At 69.5% G+C, this 21,407-nt stretch carries 19 protein-coding genes; 9 read left to right on the forward strand and 10 right to left on the reverse strand.

What is annotated here, in order from left to right:
- Positions 1 to 5: 5 nt before the first annotated feature.
- The 4 genes from IPK71_10235 to IPK71_10250 form a co-directional block, all read right to left on the reverse strand.
- Positions 6 to 434 (reverse strand): organic hydroperoxide resistance protein, encoded by a 429-nt coding sequence (locus tag IPK71_10235; GenBank protein MBK8214112.1) that lies wholly within the window; start codon positions 432 to 434, stop codon positions 6 to 8.
- A 268-nt stretch (positions 435 to 702) separates the two neighbouring features.
- Positions 703 to 1,926: an acyl-CoA dehydrogenase family protein gene (locus IPK71_10240; GenBank protein ID MBK8214113.1), complete on the reverse strand. Its 1,224-nt coding sequence runs from the start codon at positions 1,924 to 1,926 to the stop codon at positions 703 to 705.
- A 12-nt stretch (positions 1,927 to 1,938) separates the two neighbouring features.
- Positions 1,939 to 3,153, reverse strand: coding sequence for an acyl-CoA dehydrogenase family protein (locus tag IPK71_10245; GenBank protein MBK8214114.1), 1,215 nt, complete (start codon positions 3,151 to 3,153; stop codon positions 1,939 to 1,941).
- A 502-nt stretch (positions 3,154 to 3,655) separates the two neighbouring features.
- Positions 3,656 to 4,435, reverse strand: coding sequence for a hypothetical protein (locus IPK71_10250; GenBank protein ID MBK8214115.1), 780 nt, complete (start codon positions 4,433 to 4,435; stop codon positions 3,656 to 3,658).
- Positions 4,436 to 4,790: 355 nt separating this feature from the next.
- Between IPK71_10250 and rplM the strand changes: the two genes are divergently transcribed.
- From rplM to IPK71_10275, 5 genes are all read left to right on the forward strand, one after another.
- On the forward strand, positions 4,791 to 5,273 hold the full coding sequence (gene rplM / locus IPK71_10255; GenBank protein ID MBK8214116.1) for a 50S ribosomal protein L13: 483 nt from the start codon (positions 4,791 to 4,793) through the stop codon (positions 5,271 to 5,273).
- Positions 5,274 to 5,283: 10 nt separating this feature from the next.
- The gene (gene rpsI / locus IPK71_10260; protein ID MBK8214117.1) at positions 5,284 to 5,682 is read left to right on the forward strand and encodes a 30S ribosomal protein S9; all 399 of its coding nucleotides are present in this window, start codon (positions 5,284 to 5,286) and stop codon (positions 5,680 to 5,682) included.
- Between the two features lie 166 nt (positions 5,683 to 5,848).
- Positions 5,849 to 6,754 carry a hypothetical protein gene (locus tag IPK71_10265; protein MBK8214118.1) on the forward strand — a complete coding sequence of 302 codons (906 nt, stop codon included), beginning with the start codon at positions 5,849 to 5,851 and terminating at the stop codon, positions 6,752 to 6,754.
- A gap of 75 nt (positions 6,755 to 6,829) precedes the next feature.
- On the forward strand, positions 6,830 to 7,087 hold the full coding sequence (locus IPK71_10270) for a hypothetical protein (GenBank protein ID MBK8214119.1): 258 nt from the start codon (positions 6,830 to 6,832) through the stop codon (positions 7,085 to 7,087).
- The gene (locus IPK71_10275; GenBank protein ID MBK8214120.1) at positions 7,087 to 7,368 is read left to right on the forward strand and encodes a hypothetical protein; all 282 of its coding nucleotides are present in this window, start codon (positions 7,087 to 7,089) and stop codon (positions 7,366 to 7,368) included. The genes IPK71_10270 and IPK71_10275 overlap by 1 nt, the downstream gene beginning before the upstream one ends.
- A gap of 98 nt (positions 7,369 to 7,466) precedes the next feature.
- Here IPK71_10275 and IPK71_10280 read toward each other — a convergent pair whose 3' ends face one another.
- From IPK71_10280 to IPK71_10295, 4 genes are all read right to left on the reverse strand, one after another.
- Positions 7,467 to 7,907 carry a VOC family protein gene (locus tag IPK71_10280; protein ID MBK8214121.1) on the reverse strand — a complete coding sequence of 147 codons (441 nt, stop codon included), beginning with the start codon at positions 7,905 to 7,907 and terminating at the stop codon, positions 7,467 to 7,469.
- Between the two features lie 194 nt (positions 7,908 to 8,101).
- Positions 8,102 to 11,983, reverse strand: coding sequence for a M36 family metallopeptidase (locus IPK71_10285; GenBank protein MBK8214122.1), 3,882 nt, complete (start codon positions 11,981 to 11,983; stop codon positions 8,102 to 8,104).
- Positions 11,984 to 12,058: 75 nt separating this feature from the next.
- A complete protein-coding gene (locus tag IPK71_10290; protein ID MBK8214123.1) occupies positions 12,059 to 12,523 on the reverse strand; it encodes a VanZ family protein in 465 nt (154 codons plus the stop codon).
- Between the two features lie 80 nt (positions 12,524 to 12,603).
- Positions 12,604 to 13,527, reverse strand: a complete 924-nt coding sequence (locus IPK71_10295; GenBank protein ID MBK8214124.1) for a M23 family metallopeptidase — start codon at positions 13,525 to 13,527, stop codon at positions 12,604 to 12,606.
- Positions 13,528 to 13,805: 278 nt separating this feature from the next.
- Here IPK71_10295 and IPK71_10300 point away from each other — a divergent pair, with 278 nt between their 5' ends.
- A complete protein-coding gene (locus IPK71_10300) occupies positions 13,806 to 14,717 on the forward strand; it encodes an NAD(P)/FAD-dependent oxidoreductase (protein ID MBK8214125.1) in 912 nt (303 codons plus the stop codon).
- A gap of 21 nt (positions 14,718 to 14,738) precedes the next feature.
- On the opposite strand, the gene IPK71_10305 is transcribed toward IPK71_10300, so the two are convergent.
- Positions 14,739 to 15,578 carry a helix-turn-helix transcriptional regulator gene (locus IPK71_10305; GenBank protein MBK8214126.1) on the reverse strand — a complete coding sequence of 280 codons (840 nt, stop codon included), beginning with the start codon at positions 15,576 to 15,578 and terminating at the stop codon, positions 14,739 to 14,741.
- Positions 15,579 to 15,663: 85 nt separating this feature from the next.
- Positions 15,664 to 16,620: an SGNH/GDSL hydrolase family protein gene (locus IPK71_10310; GenBank protein MBK8214127.1), complete on the reverse strand. Its 957-nt coding sequence runs from the start codon at positions 16,618 to 16,620 to the stop codon at positions 15,664 to 15,666.
- Between the two features lie 200 nt (positions 16,621 to 16,820).
- Here IPK71_10310 and IPK71_10315 point away from each other — a divergent pair, with 200 nt between their 5' ends.
- The 3 genes from IPK71_10315 to IPK71_10325 all read left to right on the forward strand — a co-directional run bounded on the left by IPK71_10315 (position 16,821) and on the right by IPK71_10325 (position 21,140).
- Positions 16,821 to 17,816, forward strand: a complete 996-nt coding sequence (locus tag IPK71_10315; GenBank protein MBK8214128.1) for a SurA N-terminal domain-containing protein — start codon at positions 16,821 to 16,823, stop codon at positions 17,814 to 17,816.
- Between the two features lie 134 nt (positions 17,817 to 17,950).
- Positions 17,951 to 19,492: an HD domain-containing protein gene (locus tag IPK71_10320; GenBank protein MBK8214129.1), complete on the forward strand. Its 1,542-nt coding sequence runs from the start codon at positions 17,951 to 17,953 to the stop codon at positions 19,490 to 19,492.
- A 202-nt stretch (positions 19,493 to 19,694) separates the two neighbouring features.
- Positions 19,695 to 21,140, forward strand: a complete 1,446-nt coding sequence (locus tag IPK71_10325) for a hypothetical protein (protein ID MBK8214130.1) — start codon at positions 19,695 to 19,697, stop codon at positions 21,138 to 21,140.
- Positions 21,141 to 21,407: the final 267 nt, after the last annotated feature.

Raw genomic sequence — 21,407 nt, forward strand, 5'->3', positions numbered from 1 at the left:
ACGAGTCATAGCACTCGGACCGTCACCGGGATGTTGCCGCGCGTGGCGTTCGAGTACGGGCACACCTGGTGAGCGGTGCGGACGAGCGCCTCGGCCTGCTCGCGGGGCAGCTCGGGGAGCTTCGCGTCGAGCTCGACGGCGAGGCCGAACCCCTCGCCGACCTTGCCGATGTCGACGCGGGCGGTGATCTCCACGGGGCCTGGGGTGATCTTCTGGAGGCGCGCCACGTGCGCGACCGCGCTCCCGAAGCACGCCGCGTACCCGGCGGCGAAGAGCTGTTCGGGGTTCGTCCCTCCGCCCTTTCCTCCGAGCCCGGGCGGGAGCGCGACGGTGAGGTCCAGCGTGCCGTCGTCGGTCGCGACGCGGCCATCACGGCCGGCGAACGCGGTGGCTTTGGCGGTGTAGAGGACGGGGGAGGGGGCGTTCTGGGACATCGGGGGTGGCTCCTTCGAGGTGGCCGACGACGCGTCGGACCCAACGAAGGACAACCTAGCGCCAGTTTGATTGTGTGCAAGTTAATTGCGCACAATGGATATAGCGGCGAACCGGTCGAGCTCGAGCCGTGTGAGGTTTGTCGTTCGATCTCGGAGGGTTGGCGAGCCGGTGTTGCCGGTGCCCCCGCGCGTAGGGCGACGCCGTCGACGACGAAGCCCCGGGCTCCGCGAGCGGACCGGGGCTCCACGGCGTTTCGGCGCGCTCGCCTCAGAAGGACTTGAGATCCGTGATGAGGCGCTTCGAGATCACGATGCGCTGGATCTGGCCCGTGCCCTCGAAGATGTCGTACACCTTGATGTCGCGGAACCACTTCTCGAGGAGCTGGTGGTCCTTCTGCAAAGTGCCCTCGACGCCGCAGATCTCGATGGCCTCGATGCACGCCTGAATCGCGGCCTGCCCGCCGAGGGCCTTGGACATGCTCGCCTCCTTGGCGTTGGCGATCCCCTGATCGGCCATCCACCCGGCCCGCCACGTCACGAGGCGCGCGGCCTCGAGGTTGCGGCCCACCTTGGCGAGGCGCTCGGCGATCGCCGAGTACCGGGGCACGTGGCGGGAGAGCGCGTAGTTCTCTTTGACGAAGTTCCTCGCGTACTCGTAGGCCGCGCGGCCGATGCCGATGGCCATGGCCGCGACGATGGGGCGCGTGTTGTCGAAGGTCTTCATGGCCGTCATGAATCCCTCTTTGGAGCGGTACGAGTCCTCTCCGCCGAGGAGGCACTCGTCGGGGACGTGGCAATCCTCGAGCACGAGCTCGGCCGTCTCGCTGGCGCGGAGGCCCATCTTCTCTTCGATGCGCCCGACCGAGAAGCCCTTCGTGCCCTTCTCGACGACGAAGGCCCGGTGCCCAGCCCGGCCGAGGCTCGGATCGATCGTGGCGAACACCACGTTCCACGAGGCGCGCGCGCCATTCGTGATGTAGCACTTTCGCCCGTTCAGGACCCACGTGTCGCCCTCTTTGCGGCAGCTCGTGCGAATACCCGCCACGTCGCTCCCCGCGCCCGGCTCGGTGAGGGCATACGCACCCCACTTGAGCGACTCGCTCATGTCTTTGAAGATACCCAAATAGCGGGCCTTCTGCTCGGGGGTGCCGGTGCCGATGACCGGAGGGCCGCCGAGTCCGGGCCCCGGCATGCACAAGGGAAGCGCGGCGTCGCCCCAGGCGAGCTCCTCGGTGACGATGAGGGTGTCGAGGTTCTTCATTCCGGTGAAGTTGCCGGTCGTGTCCTCGCCCTTCGACGACTCCCCCTTTGCGCTCTTCTTCTCTTCTCTCATCCCCTGGGTGAGGGCCATCATCTGGCGCAAAAAGGGCTCGGGGATGCCGTGCTCCTTGTCCCACGCGAGGCTCTGCGGGCGAATGACGTATTTGGTGAGGTTCTGGAGGCTTTCGCGGAGAAACTCTTGTTTCTTGGAGAGGGTAAACTCGATGCTCATGGCGCGCTCCGCTCAGACGAGGGTGGACTGGGTCTCGGGGGTGGGCAGCACGAGGCCGAGCGGAATGGGCCTTCCGACCTCGACGGCGGCGGCGAGCTGGTCGGCCTGCGCCGAGGTGAGCACGCAGAGCTGGAGCTGTTTGGCGTCCCTCATGAGCTTCTCTACGGGGTAGTCGCGCATGAAGCCCGCGCCGCCGTGGAGCTGCACGGCGGTGTCGCCCGCGCGCATGGCCGCCTCGAGGGCGAAGCTCGTCGCGAAGGCGGTGCTGCGGAGGCACTCGGGTGCGCTCGCGCCGGTGTCCCAGGAGGCCGCGGCGCGTTGCACGAGTGCCCGCGCGGCCTCGACGTCCATGGCCCGATCCGCCACGGTGAAGGCGACCGCTTGGAAGTGGCCAATGGGCTTTCCGAAGGCCTTTCGCGTGTCCACGTAGTCGCGCGCGATCGCGAAGGCCTCTCGCGCGAGGCCCACGGCGCGCGCCGCCACGAGCAGCGACTCTTTCGCCACGAAGCGGAGCAGGGCGCCCGCGAAATCTCCGTTGCCGAGGAGGCGCGCCTCGTCGCTCACCTCGACGCCGTCGAGCACGACCGAGCCCACGCTCACCGCGTCGAGCCCGAGCGTCGTCTCCCTCGGGCCCACCGAGACACCCTTTTGGTCGCGCCTCACGACGAACGCGCCGAGCCCATCCCACCCCGCCGAGGCGTCGACCTGCGCGAGCACGACGAAGACCTCGGCGCGGTCGGCGTTGCGCACGTAGGCCTTTTCGCCTGAGATCGTCCACGTCGAGCCCTGCTTCGTCGCCGTGGTCGCGAACCCTGCCCGGTCGGCGAGGGCCTTCTTCTCTCCGAACGCGACGGCTCCGAAGCGCGCGTGGCCGCCATCTCCGGCGAACGGCGCGAGCAAGGCAGCAGCCTGGTCCGCGGTGCCGAGCTCGACCACCGCCGTCCCGAACGCGCCCGGCCCCGCGAGCGCGAACGCTGCGGCAGGATCACCGGCCGCGACCTCCTCTTCGAGCAGCACGGCCGTGCGCATGCCGAGCCCCGCGCCGCCGGCGCTCTCCGGGATCGACAGGAGGCCGAGGCCGAGCTCGAACGCGGCGCGCCTCACCTCTTCCGAGATGGCGCGGGCCTTCTCGTGGTCGCGCAGCTTTGGCCGAAGCGCTTTCTCGGCGAGCTCGGCCACGGAGGCCTGCATCAGGGTTTCGTCTTCGGTCGGTGCGAACGAGATCATGGGCACGCTCCTCGAGGCGAAAGGTTTACGTGCGAAAGATTCGCGTGGCAAGGAACGGTCTGGTCCTCGCCAGAGGCGTGTCTGTTGTCGAGGTGTTTCATTAACGAATCCAGACACTTGGCGCCAACGTCGGTGCCCCGACCGGCGTCTGCGGCCCGGCCGGCGCCGGGTCTGCCCAGCCCCGTGCGCGACGCTCTCCAGCAGCCTGTTGATTTTCGGGGCGGGGGCGTGGGGCGGCCGCGCCCGGCCGGCGGGGGGGGCCCGGGGGGGGGGGGGGCGGCCCTCCCTCGTCAGGGACCCCAGGGGTCGGAGAGAACACGGAGGGGGGATGCGGCGCAGCGGCGACGAGAAAATCAACGGGCCGCTAGAGACCGCCCGCCATGCGCTTGGGCCTGAACGAATCGTCGAACAGCGCGACGGCACCCCCGAACGTCGACCGTGCACGAACGGGGTCCAGGCACAGCTCGATGAGCGGGGCCCGAGGAGAGGTCCCCCGGCCCTTCTACTTGCAGGCGTGCTCGGCGACGGTCACCTGAGGGAGCGCGTCGCCCGGCTTGACCGCCACGAAGACGCAGGTGTCCGTGGAGGGATCGAAGGGTTGGCGGATCGGGGAGGTGATGGTGCCCGACATGCGGGCGCAGGACCGGGCTTGGTCGAGCTTGCCGTCGAGCGCGAAGCCGTCGACCGCGAGCTCGCGCGCCGAGATCGGGTTCGCCGTGGCCGGGATGATGAACGGCGTAGGGAACGAGAGGGTCGTCGTCTGGCCGGTCGTGCGCTCCGTGGCCTTCGTCGCGCTTCCGACCGCCTCGGCGAGATCGACACGTGTGGCCGAGGTCGGCAGCGCACGGAAGGTCCGGCCCGTCGTGGCGATGAAGTTGAACCGCTTCGCCGTGTCGCCTGCGGAGAGCGCCGTGAGGCACGTCACGAAGTAGGTGGCGTCGGGCCCGACGGTGCTCGCGTCGCTCCCCGCGTCGGTTCCCGCGTTGCAGCCCGCCTTCGCGCGCGCGTCGGTGCACGCTCCCTCGCACAGGGCCGCGGTCTCGGCGTTGGCCCAGCATCCGCTCTCGGGCCCGTAGGCCCCCACCGCCGGCCCGACGGCCTCCGGCGCAACGCTCGCGAGGCAGCGGAGGTACTCTTTGCACGATGGCCCCTGCGCGACCCTCCCGGCCTGACCGTCCGGGGCGGCTGCGTCGGTCTCGCTCGAGGGCGGAGTCGAGGTGGAGGAGCACGCGAGGAGGACGAACCCGACCGAAAGGACCCAACCCGACCGTGCGACGACCATGGCCTGCACCCTAGCAGCACCCGCGCTCGTTTCTTTGGGTCCCGAGGGGCGTCCCCCGACCGTGCCCGCCTTCTTAGGCGCAGGCCCCCATGGCTGCGCGGCCGTGCAGGGGGGTATCTGCGCGGCCGTACAGGCGATTTTCCCAGTTGTCGCCGCGGGTTCGAATGAGGGGGCACAGCGCGGGGATGGATGCTAAAGCGGCCCCGCATCTCCGCAGCACTCGCTTGGGGAGCACGAATTTGCCCGGGTCGGGCGTGGCAGGCGCTTTCCGCTTGACACGGCGAAACGGGCCTTCTAGGTTCCCGCCCCCCCGAGCGCCCCTGTGCTCGGACACGGTTCAAAAGGACTTCGCATCATGTCGACCACGCCCGAAAAGGCCGGCCCCAAGAAGCTCGCCGGCCGCACCTACTCCGCTACCAAAGAGCAGGCGATCGCCTCGCGCGCCTGGTTCGTGGTCGACGCCACGGACAAGCCCCTCGGTCGCCTCGCGAGCGAGGTCGCGCGTGTCCTCCGTGGCAAGCACAAGCCCACCTACACGCCCCACCAGGACACCGGTGACTTCGTCATCGTCGTCAACGCGGGCAAGGTGAAGCTCACGGGCCAGAAGCTCGACAAGAAGTTTTACTACCGTCACTCGGGCATCCCCGGCGGCTTCCGCGCCGAGGCCTACCGCGACCTCCTCGACCGCAAGCCGGAGTTTCCGATCGAGAAGGCCGTGAAGGGCATGCTCCCGAAGAACGTCCTCGGCCGCGAGATGCTCGGCAAGCTCAAGGTCTACGCTACGCCGGATCACCCGCACGCGGCCCAGAAGCCGCAGGCCCTCACCGTCAATCTCTGAGAGAAGCACCATGGCACAGGCTCAAAACCGCACGTACGCCACCGGCAAGCGCAAGACCGCGGTCGCCCGCGTTTGGATCTCGCCCGGCACGGGCCAGATGACGGTCAACACCAATAGCGCCGACTCGTACTTCGAGCGCGAGACCTCGCGCATGATCGCGCGTCAGGCCCTCGAGCTCATCGAGGCGCTCGACCAGTTCGACGTCATCGCGACGGTGCGCGGCGGCGGTCACTCGGCCCAGGCCGAGGCCGTTCGTCACGGCGTCTCGCGCGCCCTCTGCCTCCTCGACCCCGAGAAGCGCACGGTGCTGAAGCGCGCCGGCTTCCTCACGCGCGACGCGCGCAAGAAGGAGCGCAAGAAGTACGGCCAGCCGGGCGCCCGCAAGCGCTTCCAGTACTCGAAGCGCTGATCGCTCGACACCATCTTTGCCCGAGGCCACTTCGTACGCGAGGTGGCTTTTGGCTTTTTGTGCGCGCGTGGTCGGCGAGCTCTGGGCCGAGGCCCGTGTCACCCGTTCGTAGACCTCGAGGGAATGCGAGTGGTCCGCGAAGTCGGCGCTGCTACGGTCGTTGGCTATGCGTTCGAACATGCCGCGTGGGGGATATGTCGGTCGGGTGGGTGGGCGGAGCGTGACGGCGCTCGCGCTCGGGCTCTTCGTGGTTGGGGGAGCGGCCTGCACCGTGATCGAGGGTGTGGGCATCGACGATCCCGAGACACCTGACGCCTCGCCCACGAGCACGTCGACGACCCCGGTGCCGACGGGAACGGCGACGGGGACGGGCGCACCGGACGCTGGCCCCGCGCCCACGGACGCAGCGGCCGACGCGACGCTCGCCGACGCCGACGTCGACGCGGCGACCGACGCTTCCCTCGACGGCGCCTCGGACGGCGCGACGGACGGTGGCGCCACGCCCGTCATGCCCGGCGTGGATGGAATCCTCCGCGGCACGGTAGGCGGCTTGGTCGAGCACAGCTGGGTCGGCACGATCCCCCTCCCAAACGCGGGCTGCCCCGCCAGCGCACAGACGGTCACGATGGGCCAGATCTCGTGCTGCCGCTTCAGCGGCTCGTTCCCCAACGCAAGCCGGGTCCCTGTCGAGTTCGACCTCGCGACCGGGATGGGCACGCTCGCAGGCGCCCCCATCGGCCCCTTCGGCGCTGTCATCGTCGAGGGGGACGGCACGATGCGCTTCCGCCAGCCCACGATCCTTCACGCGCAGAAGGCATGGACGGCTGGGGTCGAGATGGGGCGCCACATGATGGCGCCGGCGAGCGAGATCGAAGAGGCGACGAAGCTCCTCTCTCTCGGCCTCGTGCGCCCCGTGTCGGACTCCCTCCGAAACATGCAGGTTACATGGAACCCGACCACCAAGGTGTTCCGGATCACGATGGACCTCACGATGTACCAGGCGAACGCCGCGGGGACCTGCAATCTCCCGTCCGGTAACTCCAGCGGTCGGCTCTTCTACGACCTTCGTTGAGGGCGCATGTCGAACGGGCACGCGCATGCGAGGAGCTTCCTCGGCCTCGCGTCTGCGCGCTAGCGTGAGAGAGAGATGTCGGACTCGGCTTGGATTTTGGCTCGCGTCGAGGCCCTCGAGACCGAGGTGAAGAACCTGCGGGCCGAGCGCGATAGGCTCGTCGCGGAGGTCGAGCTGCGCCAAGGGGCCGCTCGTCGACCGCGCCCACGCGGCAGCGGTCAGGCGTGGTGGCTCGTCGTCTTCGTGTTGGGCCTCACGGGGGCGTGCACACGATCCATGTTGGCCTCGAGCGCCGTTCAGGCCGAGGCCGACCGCGCCGCAGGGCAGCTCTGATGGATCCGTTTCGTGGCCTCCATGGGCTCGAAGAACGGGAGCGGCTGCTGCTCGAAGAGAAGCGCACCCTCGAGCTCGAGCTCGAAAACCTTCGCCGGCTGGCGCCACCGCGGGAGCCGACGGGATCGTGGGTGACGAGGCACCCTCCGATCGCCGTGGTGTTGTGCGGGCTCGCCCTGCAGGCTGCGCTGCTCCTCGTCGCGCACCTTCGGCGTCCGCCGTCTCCCCACACCCTTGGCCCCAAGGTGGCGCCGGCGTCGCAGGTGGGGCCTGGGCTGTAGGGCCCTTTCTTAGAGTAGTTCCGAGGAGTTACGCCCCGTAGTCGAGGGCCGCCTCGACCATGCCTCACGGCGGAGACATGGCCGACGCTCGTCGACGATCAGGCCTTCTTCTCTTCGCAGTTGAACATCCAGCGCACCCCGAACTTGTCGACGCAGGTGCCGAAGTACGAGCCCCAGAACATGTCCATGAGCGGCATCTCGGCCTTGCCGCCCGCGGAGAGCTTGGCGAAGAGCGCGTCGGTCTCGGTGCGCGTGTCGGGCGCGAGGTTGATGCTGAAGTTGTTCCCGGCCACGAGCTTGTGGCCCATGCTCTCGAGGGCGTCCGTCCCGTGGAGGACGTGTCCCGCGAGGATCGGGAGCGCGACGTGCATGACGAGCTTCTTCTCCGCATCGCTCATGGGGGGCGCGCCGGGCATGGGAGGCGCGTCGCTCATGCGGTGGATGGGCCCGACGTACTCGGTGCCGAAGACCGACTTGTAGAATGCAAAGGCCTCTTCGGTCGTGCCCATGAAGTTCAGGTACGTGCTCACGCTCGCCATGACGTCGTCCTCCCTCGTGCGCGCGGTCCATCCGCGCGGGCGACCGTGCTACCTCAACCTTCGGGCGGAGGAAAGGCGCGCTCGACCCTGCTTGCCGAGCGCGCACCAAGAAGCCGACGACGAATCGTCGGCCTCTTTTCCTATCCAAGGCGCTCGCGGCAGCCGCTCGCGCTCCCCACTGTGTTTGCCTCGCGTCAGCGCGCGCGGCGTCGGCGGACGACTCCGAGCACGAGGGCAGCGAGGCCGAACGTGGCGAACGCGCTCTCTCCGCGACTTTCGGCCGTGTGGCAGCCGCAGCCTCCCGACACGGTGGGCACCGCGTCGAGCGTAGGCGACACCGTCACGTCCACGCGTGAGCCCGCGCTAAGGAGGGCCCCGTCGTGGGCGCGGAGGACGAAGGTGAGCTTCGTGTCCGCGGTGACGTCCGGAGAGACGAACACGAGGTTCGCCGAGTCTTTGCCGTCGAGGGTCACTTCGGGCCCTTCGACCTGCGACCACATGTAGGTGAGCGGGGCATTCGTGGGGTGTGTGCCGGTGCCCGCGAGCGTGACCTGGGTGCGCGGGGGTACGGTCTTGCCGGCGCCGGCGTTCACCTTGGGGCCGTTCTCGTCGCACAGATCGCGGTGCGCGACGAACGCGTAGAATGGCTTGGAGGCCACGTCGGTGAGCTCGATGTCGTCGATGTCCCAGCCCTTGTCGACGGCGTTGTCGTCGGCGCCGTGGCGAAAGCGGATCTGCACGGCCTCGGCGGGCCCCGTGCGGAGCTTGATGACCTCTTCGCGCCAGACGTCGGGATACCCCTCGCTCTTGTTGCCGAAGGCCTTCCTGCCCTTCAGGGGGTTCGTACCCTGCGTGTCGTTGTCGAGCGTGACGTTGTAGTCGACAGGGCCGTACTCCGACGCATCCTTCCAGGTGGTGCCTCCGTCGAGGCTGACCTCGACGACGCCGCCGTCGAAGTCCTTCTTGCGTCGCGCGTCGGACTCGAACGCGAACCTGTGTTTGAACTTGAGGCCGAACGCGTCGCCTTCCACCTTGAACGAGGCGGAGGTGAGCTTGTGATCCGCCGGCTCGCCCGCGTTGGGGATGCTCCAGTACGCGTTCTTGCCGACGTAGACGCGCGACCACTTCTGGCTCGTGCCCGTGCGGTCCTTGCCCGCGACGACCCAGCTCGTCCCCTTGGTCTGCACTTCGTCTTTCGTCGACGCGCCGTCGGCCTCGTCGGCGTCGCGCACCGTGGGGACGCGGACGGGGATGGTGCGGGGAACGGCGAGCGTCGGATCGTCGATCGCGATCTCGACCTCGACGTCCCCGATGGGGCGAACCCCTCGCGCGGTGACCTTGAGCTTGGCCTTGCCGATCTCGAAGGGCTTGAGCTTCGGCATGACGAGCTCGCCGCCGTCGGCGAACGCGACCCCCTCGGCCTTGGTCGACAGCTTGGCGCGGGTCTTCTCGAGGGTCCCGGCGCCGGCGTTGCGAATGGTGAGCTCCACCGAGCCGACCTCGTCGGCGTCGAGGATGCCGTCCTTGTCGCACGTGATGGCGTCGTCCGTGAGCACGGCCGACACGACCTCGATCTCGTTCCCGACGACGAAGCTCTCCTTGGTGCCCTTGTTGTCGAAGCTCGTTTTTCCGGGGCCCGTGGCGCCGACGCCCGCGCCGCGTTTGGCGAAGGCCTTCCAGAACGCCTGGAAATCGCCCTCGTCGGTCGCGTAGGCCACGGCGATGAGCGCGTCGCGCGCCTCGAGCAGCGTCGGGTCGACCGGGGTCGCCTTGAGGCTCGCGACGAGGTACTTCTTCATGCGCTCTTGCGCCTGCGCGAAGGTGTAGCGCGGGTCCGACAGCAGCGCGGCGTAACACTCCCAGAGCATCTGGGCCCACACCTCGCCCGTCGCGTGCACCTCGGAGTTGTTGCTCCCGTCCTCGCCGAACGAGGTGGGCACGTCCTTCGGGAGGGCCTCGCCGTCCGAGATGTGACGGAACGTGAGCCCGTTCTTCTTCATGTCGGTCGAGTAGGGCTGGCGGCGGATCCCGAAGTACGCGTCGTCGCCGGAGCCGCTCGTCGCGTAGGTACCTGTGGGATAGGCGCCCGCCCATCCCGCGCCCTGAGGGGCGCTGAGGTCGTCGGGGCGCACCATCAGGAGCTGCGCGACGAAATCGCCCCAGCCCTCGCCGAGGCCACCGGCTTGGTTCGTCGTGAGGCCGTCGGCGTTCCCCACGAGGCGGTTCGAGAGCACATGACCCCACTCGTGCGCCACGATGGCCGTGTCGAGCCCGCCGTCGAGATCGCTCGTGCCCTGCCTTCGCATGGTCACGGTGACCCCTTGGGGGATCGCCGCCTCGAGGGCCTGGCCGTCCGCGAGGTTCAACGAGAGCGCGGGGATGGTCACGTCTCCGGCCTGACCGCCCATGTAGGGCGCCGTCCCAGGGGACGAAGAGCTCGCCACGTTCGCGACGATGACGCCGATGGCGCCGGCGGCCTGGACCTTCTGCGCCTTCTGCGAAAACGAGCAATTTCCGCGGTGAACGAGGGCGATTTTGTCTTTGAGCTCGGTCGCGTTGAGGATGTTCTCGCAGCCGTCTTTGTCGTCTGCGCCGGAGTCGAGCGCCATGACCACGGGGCCGTTCGTGACGAACTTGTCTTTGCCGAACGCTCCTGCGATGCCGACGTTCTTCGTGCCCGCTACGCTCGCGGGCGCCTCGACGACGAGGCTGCCCGTGGTCTGACCGGCGAACACGTACATCTGCACGCGCGGAGACGAGCCGTCGGCGGGAGTGGCCGCGTTGGCGTTGTTTCGCCCGCTGTAGTCCTGCGCCTCGATGAGGAGGCGATCGTTGCCTCGGCCCCCGCGGCCGAGGTTGTCGGCCTGGTGGTTCCCCGACTTCTCGTCGAAACCTGCATCATACATCCAGTCGTGCATGAAGTTCGCGACGTAGAAGAGGTGCGTGACGGCGCCGCGCACCGACTCGGGCGTCGCGTTCGGCGAGGCCTGCGTGTCGTACGTGTAGTCGAACACTCCGGGCGCGGTAGCGGTGGCGCGGGTGTCCGCGGAGCTCGCGGAGAAGCCGTTCGGGCTCACCACGTCGGAGTAGGCGTCGACGTTGTTTCCGCGGGTCTCGGTGGCGCCGGCGGGGAGCCATGGGTCGTTCTTCGAGAAGGGGAAGTTCTGGAGCGTCACGAGCTGCGGCGGGACGTAGGTGATCTTCGTGCCGTCGGCGCGGCCCGTCGGGTGTGGCGCGAACCCGTTTCCGTGGGGGCCGTCCATGGGCATCAGCGTCTCGGGGCTCGCCCAGACGCGGTACTGGTTGGCCTCGTAGCGGCGGAGATCGTTCGTGAAGAGCACACGCCCGTCCTCGGCCGAGACGACCACCGAGCGCGACTCGCCCGAGGCGAGCAAGAGCTCCACCCGGTACGCCGGCTCGACGCGCCCCCGCTCGGGGAAAAAGACCTCTTTCACGCGCACGGGCTGGGCAAAGAGCGGAGACTCGAACGTCGTGGTGTCGCCGTCGGTCGAGGCCTCGAGCACGCGTGACGTGTCGAGGTCGTGCCCCACGACGGCGCGGAAAGCCAAGGCGAGCGCGGGCTCGCGCCCCACGGTGAACGGCGTGAGGCTGCCCTCGAGCGACGGGGCGAGCTGCCCCGAGAACGACACGGGCTCGAGGTCCCGACGGAGCACGACGTTCGCGGCGCCACGGAACACCTCGCGCCCGTTCACGCGCTGGACGACCTTCGTGACGATGGCGAAGCCCCCCGCGTCGTGCACGACGGGCGCCTCGATCGCCGCGAGCGCTTCTTTCGAGAGGTGGAGCTTCTGACGGAGGGCGAGGAGGGTGGCGGTCGTCGCGGCTTCGGGCGTCGCGAACGGAGCGCTCGCGCGGTCCTCGGCGCTGCGGCTCACCCACACGAACGAAGGGGCGTCCACGCGGCCGTCGTCGTGCGCGACGTGAGCGACGAGCCCACCCGTCTCGGTCGGGGTGTTCGTGCGCGCGGCGCCGCGATCGGGCCCCTCGGTGGTGGCACAGCCGACGAAGGCGAGGAGCGCGAGGAGGGCGGCGGAGCGGACGATGCGCGGCTTCATGAGGCGGCGGAGGGTAACGGGCCCTTCGCATGCCGTCACGGCCAACGTGCACGGATTTCGCGCACGCTCGAGCTGCTACAGAGAGGCGCGATTTTTCCGCGCGCGCACGGCCGACACAACGAGCGCCGCGAGGCACGCGCCTACCGCGTTGCGCCACACGTCGGCGAGCTGCGTAACGCGCTCTTCGGTGAGGAGCTGCAGGAGCTCCACCGTGATGGAGAGCGCCGCACCGAAGGCGAGCGCGGAGAGCGCGTCACGACGCGGTCGCGGGGCCGCCGCGCGGGCTCCGAGGCTCGCGCCGAGCGGCATGAAGAGCACCAGGTTCTGCAAGAGATCGCGGTCGATCGACACGTGCCCGGGGCGATCGGTGTAGTAAATCTCCCACTCGATTTCTCGAGACTTTTCGAGAAGATGCGCCAGATCGAACCGAAAATGGAACGGGAACAGGGTGGCCGCGAGCACGAGCGCCACCGACGCCGCCACCATCACTTCGGCGCGGCGCGCGAGTCGCTTTCCTGGATCGCGGAGCCTCGTCTCCATGAGAGGGGGGAAGCGTAGCTCACGCATCGCGAGGCGGAGAGCGCGTCATGACGGGCCCTCGGCGTGACGGGCGAGTCTCCCTACGGAATCGTGAGAAAGAGCGGCCCGGGTGCGGACAATGTGAAGGCACCGAGGGCCGCTCGGTAGGGGCGCAGGCGGCACGACGAGGATCTTCGCCCCGGGTCGCGAGGGGGGAGCACGTTGCGCGGATCGGTCACGGTCGTGCGCGAGAGGATCGTGTCGGGGCCGAGCTTGCTCGCGTCGACGCCGTCGCGCACACGGCGGGCCTCGAGGTGGAGGTGGACGAGGTTCGGCGAGTCGCTGTCTCCGACGAGGCCCACGAGCTCGCCTTCGCGCACCTCGTGACCGCGTCGCATCGCCGGCGCTGCCTCGCTGAGATGACCGAAGAGGAGCACGTAATCCCGTTGTCCGCCGCCCTCGCGCAGCCTGTGGCGGGTGACCACCGTGTTGCCGAAGAGCGGGCCCACGTAGACCACCACGGCGTCGCCCACTTGGTGGGTGAGGGGCACCATGGTGATCGGGGCCCCCATCGCTTGGGCGAGATCCACGCCTCCGTGACCCACCGCGTGCATCGTTCCGCGCCGCTGCATCGCGTTGGGGAGGTCGAGGTCGTACCCGGAGATGACCGAGGGCCAGCCGGGCACACGGGCGACGGGGTAGCGGTAGCCCTCGTAGTCGGGGTCGACGTCCCACCGCCGCGGGATCTGCTCGTACGGTGTCTCGACGCCGTGTGCGTCGATGTGCGAGCCGCCCAGGACGAGAGCCTCGGGGAGGCCGAGCCAGGGGGCGTCGAGCCAGTCTCGGCGAAAGAGCTCGCAACCGTCGTCGTCGGTCTCGGCGCGAAGACGAGCGGGAGGCTCGGGCTCGCCGTGGGCCCGGTCGGCGAAGAGGCCGAGCGTGTCGATGGCAGGCGTGGACGAGAGGCTAGTGAGCTCGGGAGAGTGCCCCAAGACGACCAGGCCCAGTGCGACGGCGCTCCACATCGGTCGGACTCTCCTCGAACGGGGATGGGACCCCTAACCTCTCGCCGGGCTTGGGCCGTCGCGAGGAGAGCGCCCTCGGGAGGCGCGATCGAACGGAGAACCCCCCAAGGCGTCGGGCCATTCCCGTCGGGCGCTCGTTCCTGCGCCGATCGAAGGTGGCGCCGATTTTCGCGAAGGGCTCGCCCTCCCGACAACGACCGCGCGCGCTACGTTCGGCCAGGCGAGATCGCCGCGGTCACTTCGGTCGCGTGCGCCGCCACGAAACGAGGAGAATCCGAATGCCGTACGACGTCGTCATCGTGGGTGGGGGGCCTGGGGGCCATGCGGCGGCGCTCGCCTTGGGCCGCGCGCGAAAGCGAGTGTTGCTCTGCGACTCCGGGCCGCGAAGGAACGCGAACGCCGTGCACCTCCACAACTTCGTCACCCGAGACGGGACACCCCCCGACGCGTTCCGAAAGATCGCGCGGGCCGAGCTCGCGACCTACCCGAACGTCGAGCTTCGTGACGCGCTCGTCGAGGAGATCTCGGGCCCACGCGGCGCCTTTCGGGTGCGGCTGCCCACGGTCACGGTCGAGGCCCGGCGAGTCCTCTTGTGCACCGGGATGATCGACGAGACCCTCGCGATCGATGGGTTTCGCGAGCACTGGGGACACTCCATCTTCCAGTGCCCGTATTGCCACGGTTGGGAGGCGAGAGACCGCCGATGGGGCTACTTGGCGCGCGCGGAGCACCTAGGGCATCTCGTCCCGTTCGGCCTCCAGCTCCGAGGGTGGACGTCGGAGGTCACGGTCTTCACGAACGGAGAGGTCGAGCTCGCCTCCGAGGCCCTGGAGAAGCTCGCGGCCGGCGGGGTGCGCGTCCAGACGGCGCCGATCGCTCGGCTCGAAGGGGCCTCGGGCAAGCTCGCGTCGATCGTGCTCGAGGGGGGCGTGACCATCGCCTGCGACGCGCTCTTCGCGCACCCTCCCCAGCGCCACGTCGACGTCGTCCGCGCGCTCGGGCTCGCCCTCGACGACGACGGCTACGTTCGCGTCGACCCGATGCGCAAGGAGACGTCGATCCCCGGGATCTTCGCCGCGGGAGATCTCACCACGCGGATGCAGGGCGCGATCTTCGCCGCCGCCGCCGGTGTGCAGGCTGCGAGCATGATGAACCTCGAGCTCACGATGGAGAGCTGCGGCGCAGCCTGAGGGAGGCGCGCACCGAGCCTGTCACCTATCGCCGAACGCCGTCGACGCGCGCCCTCCGGACGCTCGGAAGGTGGCCGGCGTGACGCCGTGGGTGCGGCGGAACATCCGAATGAAGTGGGTTGCGTCGGCGTACCCGACACGTTCGGCGACGATGTCGATCCGCTCGTCCGAATGGAGCAACAGGCGGCGCGCTTCCGCCATCCGTCCTGCCAGGATCCAGGCGCTCGCCGAGCGCCCCGTCGCTTTCGTGAGCGCCGCCGTGATGTAGGTTGGTGTACGCCCGACGGCAGCGGCCACGTCGCGTGCGGTGAGTGGTCCGAGGCACCGCCGTTCGATGAAGCGCAGCGCCTCTCCCACCACGCCGCGACCCGCGACCCTCGGCCGCGGGTCGGCCACGTGAGCTCGGTGGACTTCGGCCAGGACGAGGGTGAGGAGGCTCTGCTGGATCGCCTCGAAGCCGACGTGAGCTAGGCCAGGCTCTCGGCCGAGGCGGTCGAGCTCCACGAAGAGGCCCTCGAGGTAGGCGTGGCGTGATGGCGGCACTCGCACGACGGGCGACCCACCATCACGGACGCGCTCGAACGGGGCGAGGAGCGCCGCGGAGCCGTCCGCGATGAGGCCGGGCGTCTGGAACGCGAGCCCCCAACACTCGGGTCGACGAGCCTCGAGCATCCGATGGGGCATGCCCGCGGGCACCAGCATGACGTCACCCTCGCGGAGGACGTTCTCGCCGTTCTGCTCCATACGCGCGCTCCCGCTCGTGACGAACGACAGCGACGCGTAGCCGTGAGTGAAGGGTCTACGGCTCGGCGTGACCGACGGAACGTGAGCCCAGCGGGAGACGCGTAGAGGCGCGTTCATGGCGGGGGCATCGTGGGCGACGGGGCGGGGCGACCTCACGTACGAGGCGTAGCACACGTCCCTCGGCCCACGCGCACGCGCCGCCCTACTTCAGGTCGACGATGCCCTTCCAGAAGAGGCCTCGGATGCCCTCGTGGCCCGGGGTGTTCGGGTGGATGCAGTCTTTGTAGAACCAGTTCGCCTCGGCGGGCTGGTTCACGTCGTGACCCTTGTAGAGGGCCTTGAGGTCGAGGAGCTTCACGCCCGGGTACTTCGCGGCTTCGGCCGTCATGGCCGCGTTCCACTGGACGAGCGCGGGCTCGGTGGGCTGCCCCTCGGGCCAGAGCGAGAACGAGCCGGTGCACTTGCGGTTCTCGGGGGTGAAGCGGAAGCGCCCCGTGCCGTCGCTCGGATCGAAGATGTTCGTCATGAGGACGTCGACCTTCACGCCGGCGCCGAAGCGCCCTTCTTTCGTGAGCTCCTCCATCGCCGCGCCGAAGCCCTTCGCGTACGCCTCGACGTCGGCCTGGGCCTTCGCCGTGTCGCCGAAGAGCACGTTTTGAAGGCCCGCGAGCACGTCGTTGCCGCCGATCGAGCCGACGACGAGCACGGGCCCTTCGAGCGTGGCGGGCAGGCTCTTCACCTGGTCGAAGAGGATGGAGCGGTTGCCGTCCGACTTCTGGGTGGCGATGGCGCCTCCCTTGGAGACCTTCACCACGGCCGTCTTCGGGTCGATCTTCCAGCACGTCGCGAGATCGAAGCCCTTCCAGGCGGGGTAGCGCTCGTCGTCGTTCTGGGCGAGCAGCGTGCGGTAGAACGGGGTCTGCTGGTCGAGCGTCTCCCCGCTCCCGACGTCCGAGATCGAGTCGCCCACGATGACGACGGTCTTGTGCACGGCCGTGGGGCACGTCTTCGCGGGGCCCGTGCTCGAGTCGCTGCCTCCGTCGGGCGTGGTCGCGTCGGCGGTCGACGCGTCCGTCTCCGGGGTGGTGGTTGTGGTGCTGCTGCAGGCGCCGAGCGCGAGGGCGACACCCAGGGTTCCGAGGACGAGACGAAGCGACATGAACGAGACCTCCTCGTTTGCCTCTAGCTCGGAACGTGGGCGTCCGAAATGTCCGGATGTCGGATGGGCTTTCGTCGCCAACGTGGGCGCGTCGGGCTCGAGCGTTCGCGTCGTCGACCGAAGAACTGAATGGACGTTCATGTCCGCAGCGGACGTCTCGGTTCTCGGCTCGGGGCGTTCGTGCTAGGTCCGACCTCGGTATGAAGCGCTTCGTTCGTTGGATGGTCGCCGGGGCCCTCGGGCTCGGGCTCGCGGCGTCGGTCGGGGGCGGTCACGAGCGTGTGGCCGAGGCCGCCATCGTCGAGCGCGTCGTCGCGGTCATCGGCGACAGGCCCATCTTGCTCTCGGAGCTCCGGCACCGCGCGCGCCCGCACCTCATGGCCATCGCGGCCCAAAACCCGACGGCCGCGCAGCAAGCCGCCGCCGAGTCGGACAAGATCCGCGAGCTTCTCACGCGCATGATCGATGACCGCCTCGAGGAGATCGCGGCCGACAAGGCGCGCATCTCCGTGTCGGCCGAGGAGGTCGACAACGGCATCAAGAACGTCGCCGCCTCGCAGCGCATCAGCGTGCCCGATCTCTTGAACGAGGCGCAGCGCCAGGGCCTCTCCGAGCAAGACTACCGCGACGAGATTCGCCGCCAGCTCCTCGAAGGAAAGCTCATTCAGCTCCGCGTGCGCGGCCGCGTGCGTGTCACCGAGGCCGACGCGCGCGCCACGTACAACCGCTGGATCCGCGACTCGGGAGGCGACGCGGTGGCCGAGCCGAGGATCCTGGCGCTGCGCATCCAGCCCGGGGCCACCGACCAGGACATCCAGGTCCGCGAGACGTTCGCCCGAGAGCTCGTGACGCGCGCGCGCCGCGGCGAGGACTTCTGCAAGCTCGTCAAAGAGTACTCGGACGACACGCAGACCAAGGCGACCTGCGGCTCGCGCGGGCCCCAGCCGCTCCAAGCCCTCTTTCCGCCGCTCCGCGAGATCGTCCAGAAGCTCAAGGCCGGCGAGACGGGAGAGCCGCTCCGCTTCGGCAACGAGGCGATCTTGATCGTGCAGCTCCGCGACGGCGCGCACATCCCGCAGTACGACGAGGTCAAAGACGCCATGCTCGACCGGGCCTACGGTGAGCAAATGGAGCGTCAACGCAAGCTCTGGTTGCAGGAGCTCCGGCGCGGCCTCTACATCGACGTGCGCCTCTGAATCTCTCGTAGAATCGAAGAGATAGCCGCCTTCTGAGGAGGCATGGGACGTTCGCCCCATGGACCTCGGCGCCCGGAGGGTGCAACGCTGCCCGTGCAGAGGACCATGACCCGTCACGCACCCGACAGCACCGCATGAGCCTCCGCCTCGCCGAGGTGTTGGGGGCGCTCGCGTCGGCGACCGATCTCGCCGCCGGTGTCCCCATGGGGACTTCGGTGCGGACGTGCCTCGTCGCCACGCGCCTCGGCGAGCTGCTCGGGCAGCGCGGGGACGCGCTCTCGACGACGTATTACGTGGCCCTCTTGCGCCACCTCGGGTGCACGGCGTTCTCCCACGAGGCCGCGCACCTCGGCGCGGGAGACGATCACGACGTCCTTCGTACGTTCGAGGGCACGGATCCTCGCGACACGATCGGGGTCGCGACGCGCAGCTTGGATCTCCGCCGAGACGCGTCGTTCGGTGCGCGTGCGCTCGCGATCGGCCGCGTGCTCTCGTCTCCGAGCGCGGGTCACGAGCTCGCCGCGGCACACTGTGATCAGGCCTCCAGCTTGAGCGCGGACCTCGGCCTCGGTGACGAGGTGACGCGCGCCCTCTCCCAAATCTACGAGCGGTACTCGGGCGGTGGCTCGCCGCGTGGTCTCACGGGCGACGGGATCGCCGTCTCGGCTCGGCTGCTGCACGCGGCGCAGGGCCTCGAGATCGGCGCGCGTCGAGGGGGCTTCGTCTCCGCGCTCGAGGGCCTCTCGAAGACGTCGGGGCGCACCGTCGATCCCGAGATCGTTCGCGTGGTCCTCCGCGAGCCGGAGCCGCTCGCCAGCGTGCTCGCGCTCGAATCGACGTGGGACGCCTACCTCGACGCCGAGCCCTTCCCGCGCGCGCGTGTCTCGGACCTCGACACGATCGCCGTGGCGTTCGCGCGGTACGCCGATCTGAAGTCGCCGTGGTTCCTCGGGCACTCGGAGGGGGTCGCGCGGCTCGTTCGGCGCGCCACCGAGGCGTCGGGAGAGGGTGAGCTCGAGGGAAAGGTGGCTTACCGGGCCGCTCTCCTGCACGACATCGGGATCGTAGGTGTGCCGAACGGGATCTGGGAGAAGCGAGGGCCGCTCGACGCCGCCGAGAGTGAACAGTGCAAAATGCATGCGTTTCTCTCGGCGCGCATCCTCGCCAAGGTCCCCGGTTTGTCGGCGGAGGCGCGCGCGGTCGGGCTGCACCACGAGCGCTGCGACGGGAGCGGGTATCCGTCGGGGCTCGTGCCACCTGCCGCGGAGCGCCTCGCGCGCAGGCTCGCGGTGGCCGACGCCTACCGGGCGATGCTCGAAGAGCGCCCCCACCGCGCGGCGCTGGGGCCCGCCGCGGCCGAAAAGGAGCTTCGGGGATGTGCGTCACGAGGGGAGCTATGCCCCCGCGCCGTGGCCGACGTGCTCGCCGCCGCGGGGCACACGCAGGCGAAGAGCGAGCCCCCGTCGCACGGGCTCACGGCGCGCGAGGTCGAGGTGCTCGTGAAGCTCGCCCGTGGCCTCACGAACAAGGAGGTCTCGGCGGCGCTCCGGATCGCCCCTCGGACCGTGCAGCACCACGTCGAGAACATCTACGCGAAGATCGGCGTCTCGACGCGCGCTGCGGCGGCGCTCTTCGCCGTGCGCAACGAGCTCGTCGTGCCCACCCTCGAGGCTTGAGAGGCGACGGCTCGACCCGGTCGACCCGGGGGCCTCGGTCGTGGCCCTGAGAGCACCCCGCATGGGTCATTCGTCCCATGGTGGCTCGCGCCGCCTCGGCGAACAGTGTCCCCCGCGGAGACGGCGTCGGTGCCCGGCGCCCCGCGAGAAGGAGCCGGCGGCGATGAGATTGCGAAAATACGTATCGATTCATGGTGTTGCGGTGCGAGCGCGGGGCTTCGTGCTCCCGGCCTTCGTCACGCTGGCGGTCGCTTCGAGCGTGGTGGCCTGCTCGGCGGAGTCGGCAGGCGACGACTCCGAGACGAGCGACGACGCGCTCACGAACATGACCGAGGCGACCTTCTGGGACACGCTCGCGCGCAAGGTCGGGACGATCGCCGACGTCGTGGGAGGGCCCGACACGTGGACCCGACCGGACGCCCAGAACCGCTGGAGCTCGGGATTTCGCCCCACGAAGGCCGGTCAGGAGAACGTGCTCCCGGGCGAGGCCGAGCAGTTCGGGAAGCTCGCGAGCGACATGCAGTCGATCCAGAAGCGCCTCCTCGAGCAGAACGACGGCAAGCTCGAACGCGCCTTTCACGCGAAGCCGCACGCGTGCACCAAAGCCAAGATGTACGTGGACGTGCCGAGTGATCTCGCGTCGCGCTCGAAGCTGCCCGAGGGCACGAGCCTCGCGTCGCTCAAGGTCGGGATCTTGGCCGACCACCCGGAGCCCTACGACGTCTGGGTGCGATGGTCGAACGGTGTCGGCGGACGTACGCGGCCCGACGGCGAGGTCGACGTCCGAGGGCTCGCGCTCAAGATCCTGGGCGTCTCCGGGCCGAGGCTCCCGAACGGTCCCAAGTTCTTCGTGCAGGAGCGCGACACGCAGGACATTCTCCTCACGAACGGCGCGACCACCCCCGCGCCGAGCTCCGAGGCGTTCGCGGCGTTCGGCGTCGCGCAGGCGAACATGGCGTCGGCGAAGGGCACCGCGAAGCTCGGCGCCCTCAAGGGCTTCTTCACGTACCTCGTCGCGAACCCGCGCGTCGCGTCGACGCTGGTGCACAAGGTCGTGACGAGCACGAAGTCGCACGACGGCGTCCTCGCGCAGACGTTCTTCTCCGGCGGGGCGATCGCGCTCGGCACGGAGGCCGATGGGAGCCCGCGCGAGGCGATCAAGGTCTCCATCACGACGGGGCGGTACTCGGGGCAGGGAGGGAAGGGGACGTGCACGCCGGTGAGGGGCGGCAAACAAGAGCTCGCCGACTTCGTCTTCCCGGGGGGAGAGCCCCTCGGAACCCCCGGGAAAAAAGGCGATCCGAACTACATGTCGACGGGCCCGCGCGGCGTGAAGAAGGCGCTCGCCGAGGGGCCGCTCTGCCTCGAGGTGCGCGTGCAGTTCCAGCGGCACGACGCGGCGATGCTCGCCGCGCAGGCGCAGCCGATCGAGGACACGTCGGTCGAGTGGCGCGAGCAGGACTCGCCGTGGACGCGGGTCGCGATGGTCGTCGTCGACCGCAACGCGACCCCCGACGAGGAGGCCACGTGCGACGCGCTCTCGTGGAACCCGTGGCACGGTGTCGCCGACCACAGGCCGCTCGGCAACATCATGCGCGTGAGGCAGGAGGCGCTCGCCGCGTCGGCGAAGCTTCGCGGCGCCAAGTAGCGGGACCGGCGCGCCGATCGCCTCAGAAGCGGGCGCCCGCCGAGACGAAGCCGCCGCCCTGGGCAGGCACGACCCCGAACGAGACGGTCCGGGGCGCGCCTGCCGAAGGCCAAAAATAGAGGAGCGCGCCGCTCACCATCGCGCTCGCGCCCGCCCCGAGGAAGATGGCCGTGAGCGCGTTGTCGCGCGCGATACGGTCGTTCTCGGCCACCACGTCGACCTGCGTCGCCCCGGGCGGGACGCTCGCCGAGCCCGCCGAGACGGCGA

Source organism: Myxococcales bacterium, from assembly GCA_016712525.1.
Lineage (GTDB): Bacteria > Myxococcota_A > Polyangia > Polyangiales > Polyangiaceae > JAAFHV01.

What these genes read in the sequence shown, in the direction of transcription:
- IPK71_10285 (MBK8214122.1), bottom strand. Translation starts at nt 11,983, where the DNA reads ATGAAGCCGCGCATCGTCCGCTCCGCCGCCCTCCTCGCGCTCCTCGCC.
- IPK71_10310 (MBK8214127.1), bottom strand. Translation starts at nt 16,620, where the DNA reads ATGTCGCTTCGTCTCGTCCTCGGAACCCTGGGTGTCGCCCTCGCGCTC.
- IPK71_10320 (MBK8214129.1), top strand. Translation starts at nt 17,951, where the DNA reads ATGAGCCTCCGCCTCGCCGAGGTGTTGGGGGCGCTCGCGTCGGCGACC.
- IPK71_10300 (MBK8214125.1), top strand. Translation starts at nt 13,806, where the DNA reads ATGCCGTACGACGTCGTCATCGTGGGTGGGGGGCCTGGGGGCCATGCG.
- IPK71_10295 (MBK8214124.1), bottom strand. Translation starts at nt 13,527, where the DNA reads ATGTGGAGCGCCGTCGCACTGGGCCTGGTCGTCTTGGGGCACTCTCCC.
- rplM (MBK8214116.1), top strand. Translation starts at nt 4,791, where the DNA reads ATGTCGACCACGCCCGAAAAGGCCGGCCCCAAGAAGCTCGCCGGCCGC.
- rpsI (MBK8214117.1), top strand. Translation starts at nt 5,284, where the DNA reads ATGGCACAGGCTCAAAACCGCACGTACGCCACCGGCAAGCGCAAGACC.
- IPK71_10275 (MBK8214120.1), top strand. Translation starts at nt 7,087, where the DNA reads ATGGATCCGTTTCGTGGCCTCCATGGGCTCGAAGAACGGGAGCGGCTG.
- IPK71_10315 (MBK8214128.1), top strand. Translation starts at nt 16,821, where the DNA reads ATGAAGCGCTTCGTTCGTTGGATGGTCGCCGGGGCCCTCGGGCTCGGG.
- IPK71_10270 (MBK8214119.1), top strand. Translation starts at nt 6,830, where the DNA reads ATGTCGGACTCGGCTTGGATTTTGGCTCGCGTCGAGGCCCTCGAGACC.
- IPK71_10290 (MBK8214123.1), bottom strand. Translation starts at nt 12,523, where the DNA reads ATGGAGACGAGGCTCCGCGATCCAGGAAAGCGACTCGCGCGCCGCGCC.
- IPK71_10245 (MBK8214114.1), bottom strand. Translation starts at nt 3,153, where the DNA reads ATGATCTCGTTCGCACCGACCGAAGACGAAACCCTGATGCAGGCCTCC.
- IPK71_10305 (MBK8214126.1), bottom strand. Translation starts at nt 15,578, where the DNA reads ATGAACGCGCCTCTACGCGTCTCCCGCTGGGCTCACGTTCCGTCGGTC.
- IPK71_10235 (MBK8214112.1), bottom strand. Translation starts at nt 434, where the DNA reads ATGTCCCAGAACGCCCCCTCCCCCGTCCTCTACACCGCCAAAGCCACC.
- IPK71_10250 (MBK8214115.1), bottom strand. Translation starts at nt 4,435, where the DNA reads ATGGTCGTCGCACGGTCGGGTTGGGTCCTTTCGGTCGGGTTCGTCCTC.
- IPK71_10265 (MBK8214118.1), top strand. Translation starts at nt 5,849, where the DNA reads ATGCGTTCGAACATGCCGCGTGGGGGATATGTCGGTCGGGTGGGTGGG.
- IPK71_10240 (MBK8214113.1), bottom strand. Translation starts at nt 1,926, where the DNA reads ATGAGCATCGAGTTTACCCTCTCCAAGAAACAAGAGTTTCTCCGCGAA.
- IPK71_10280 (MBK8214121.1), bottom strand. Translation starts at nt 7,907, where the DNA reads ATGGCGAGCGTGAGCACGTACCTGAACTTCATGGGCACGACCGAAGAG.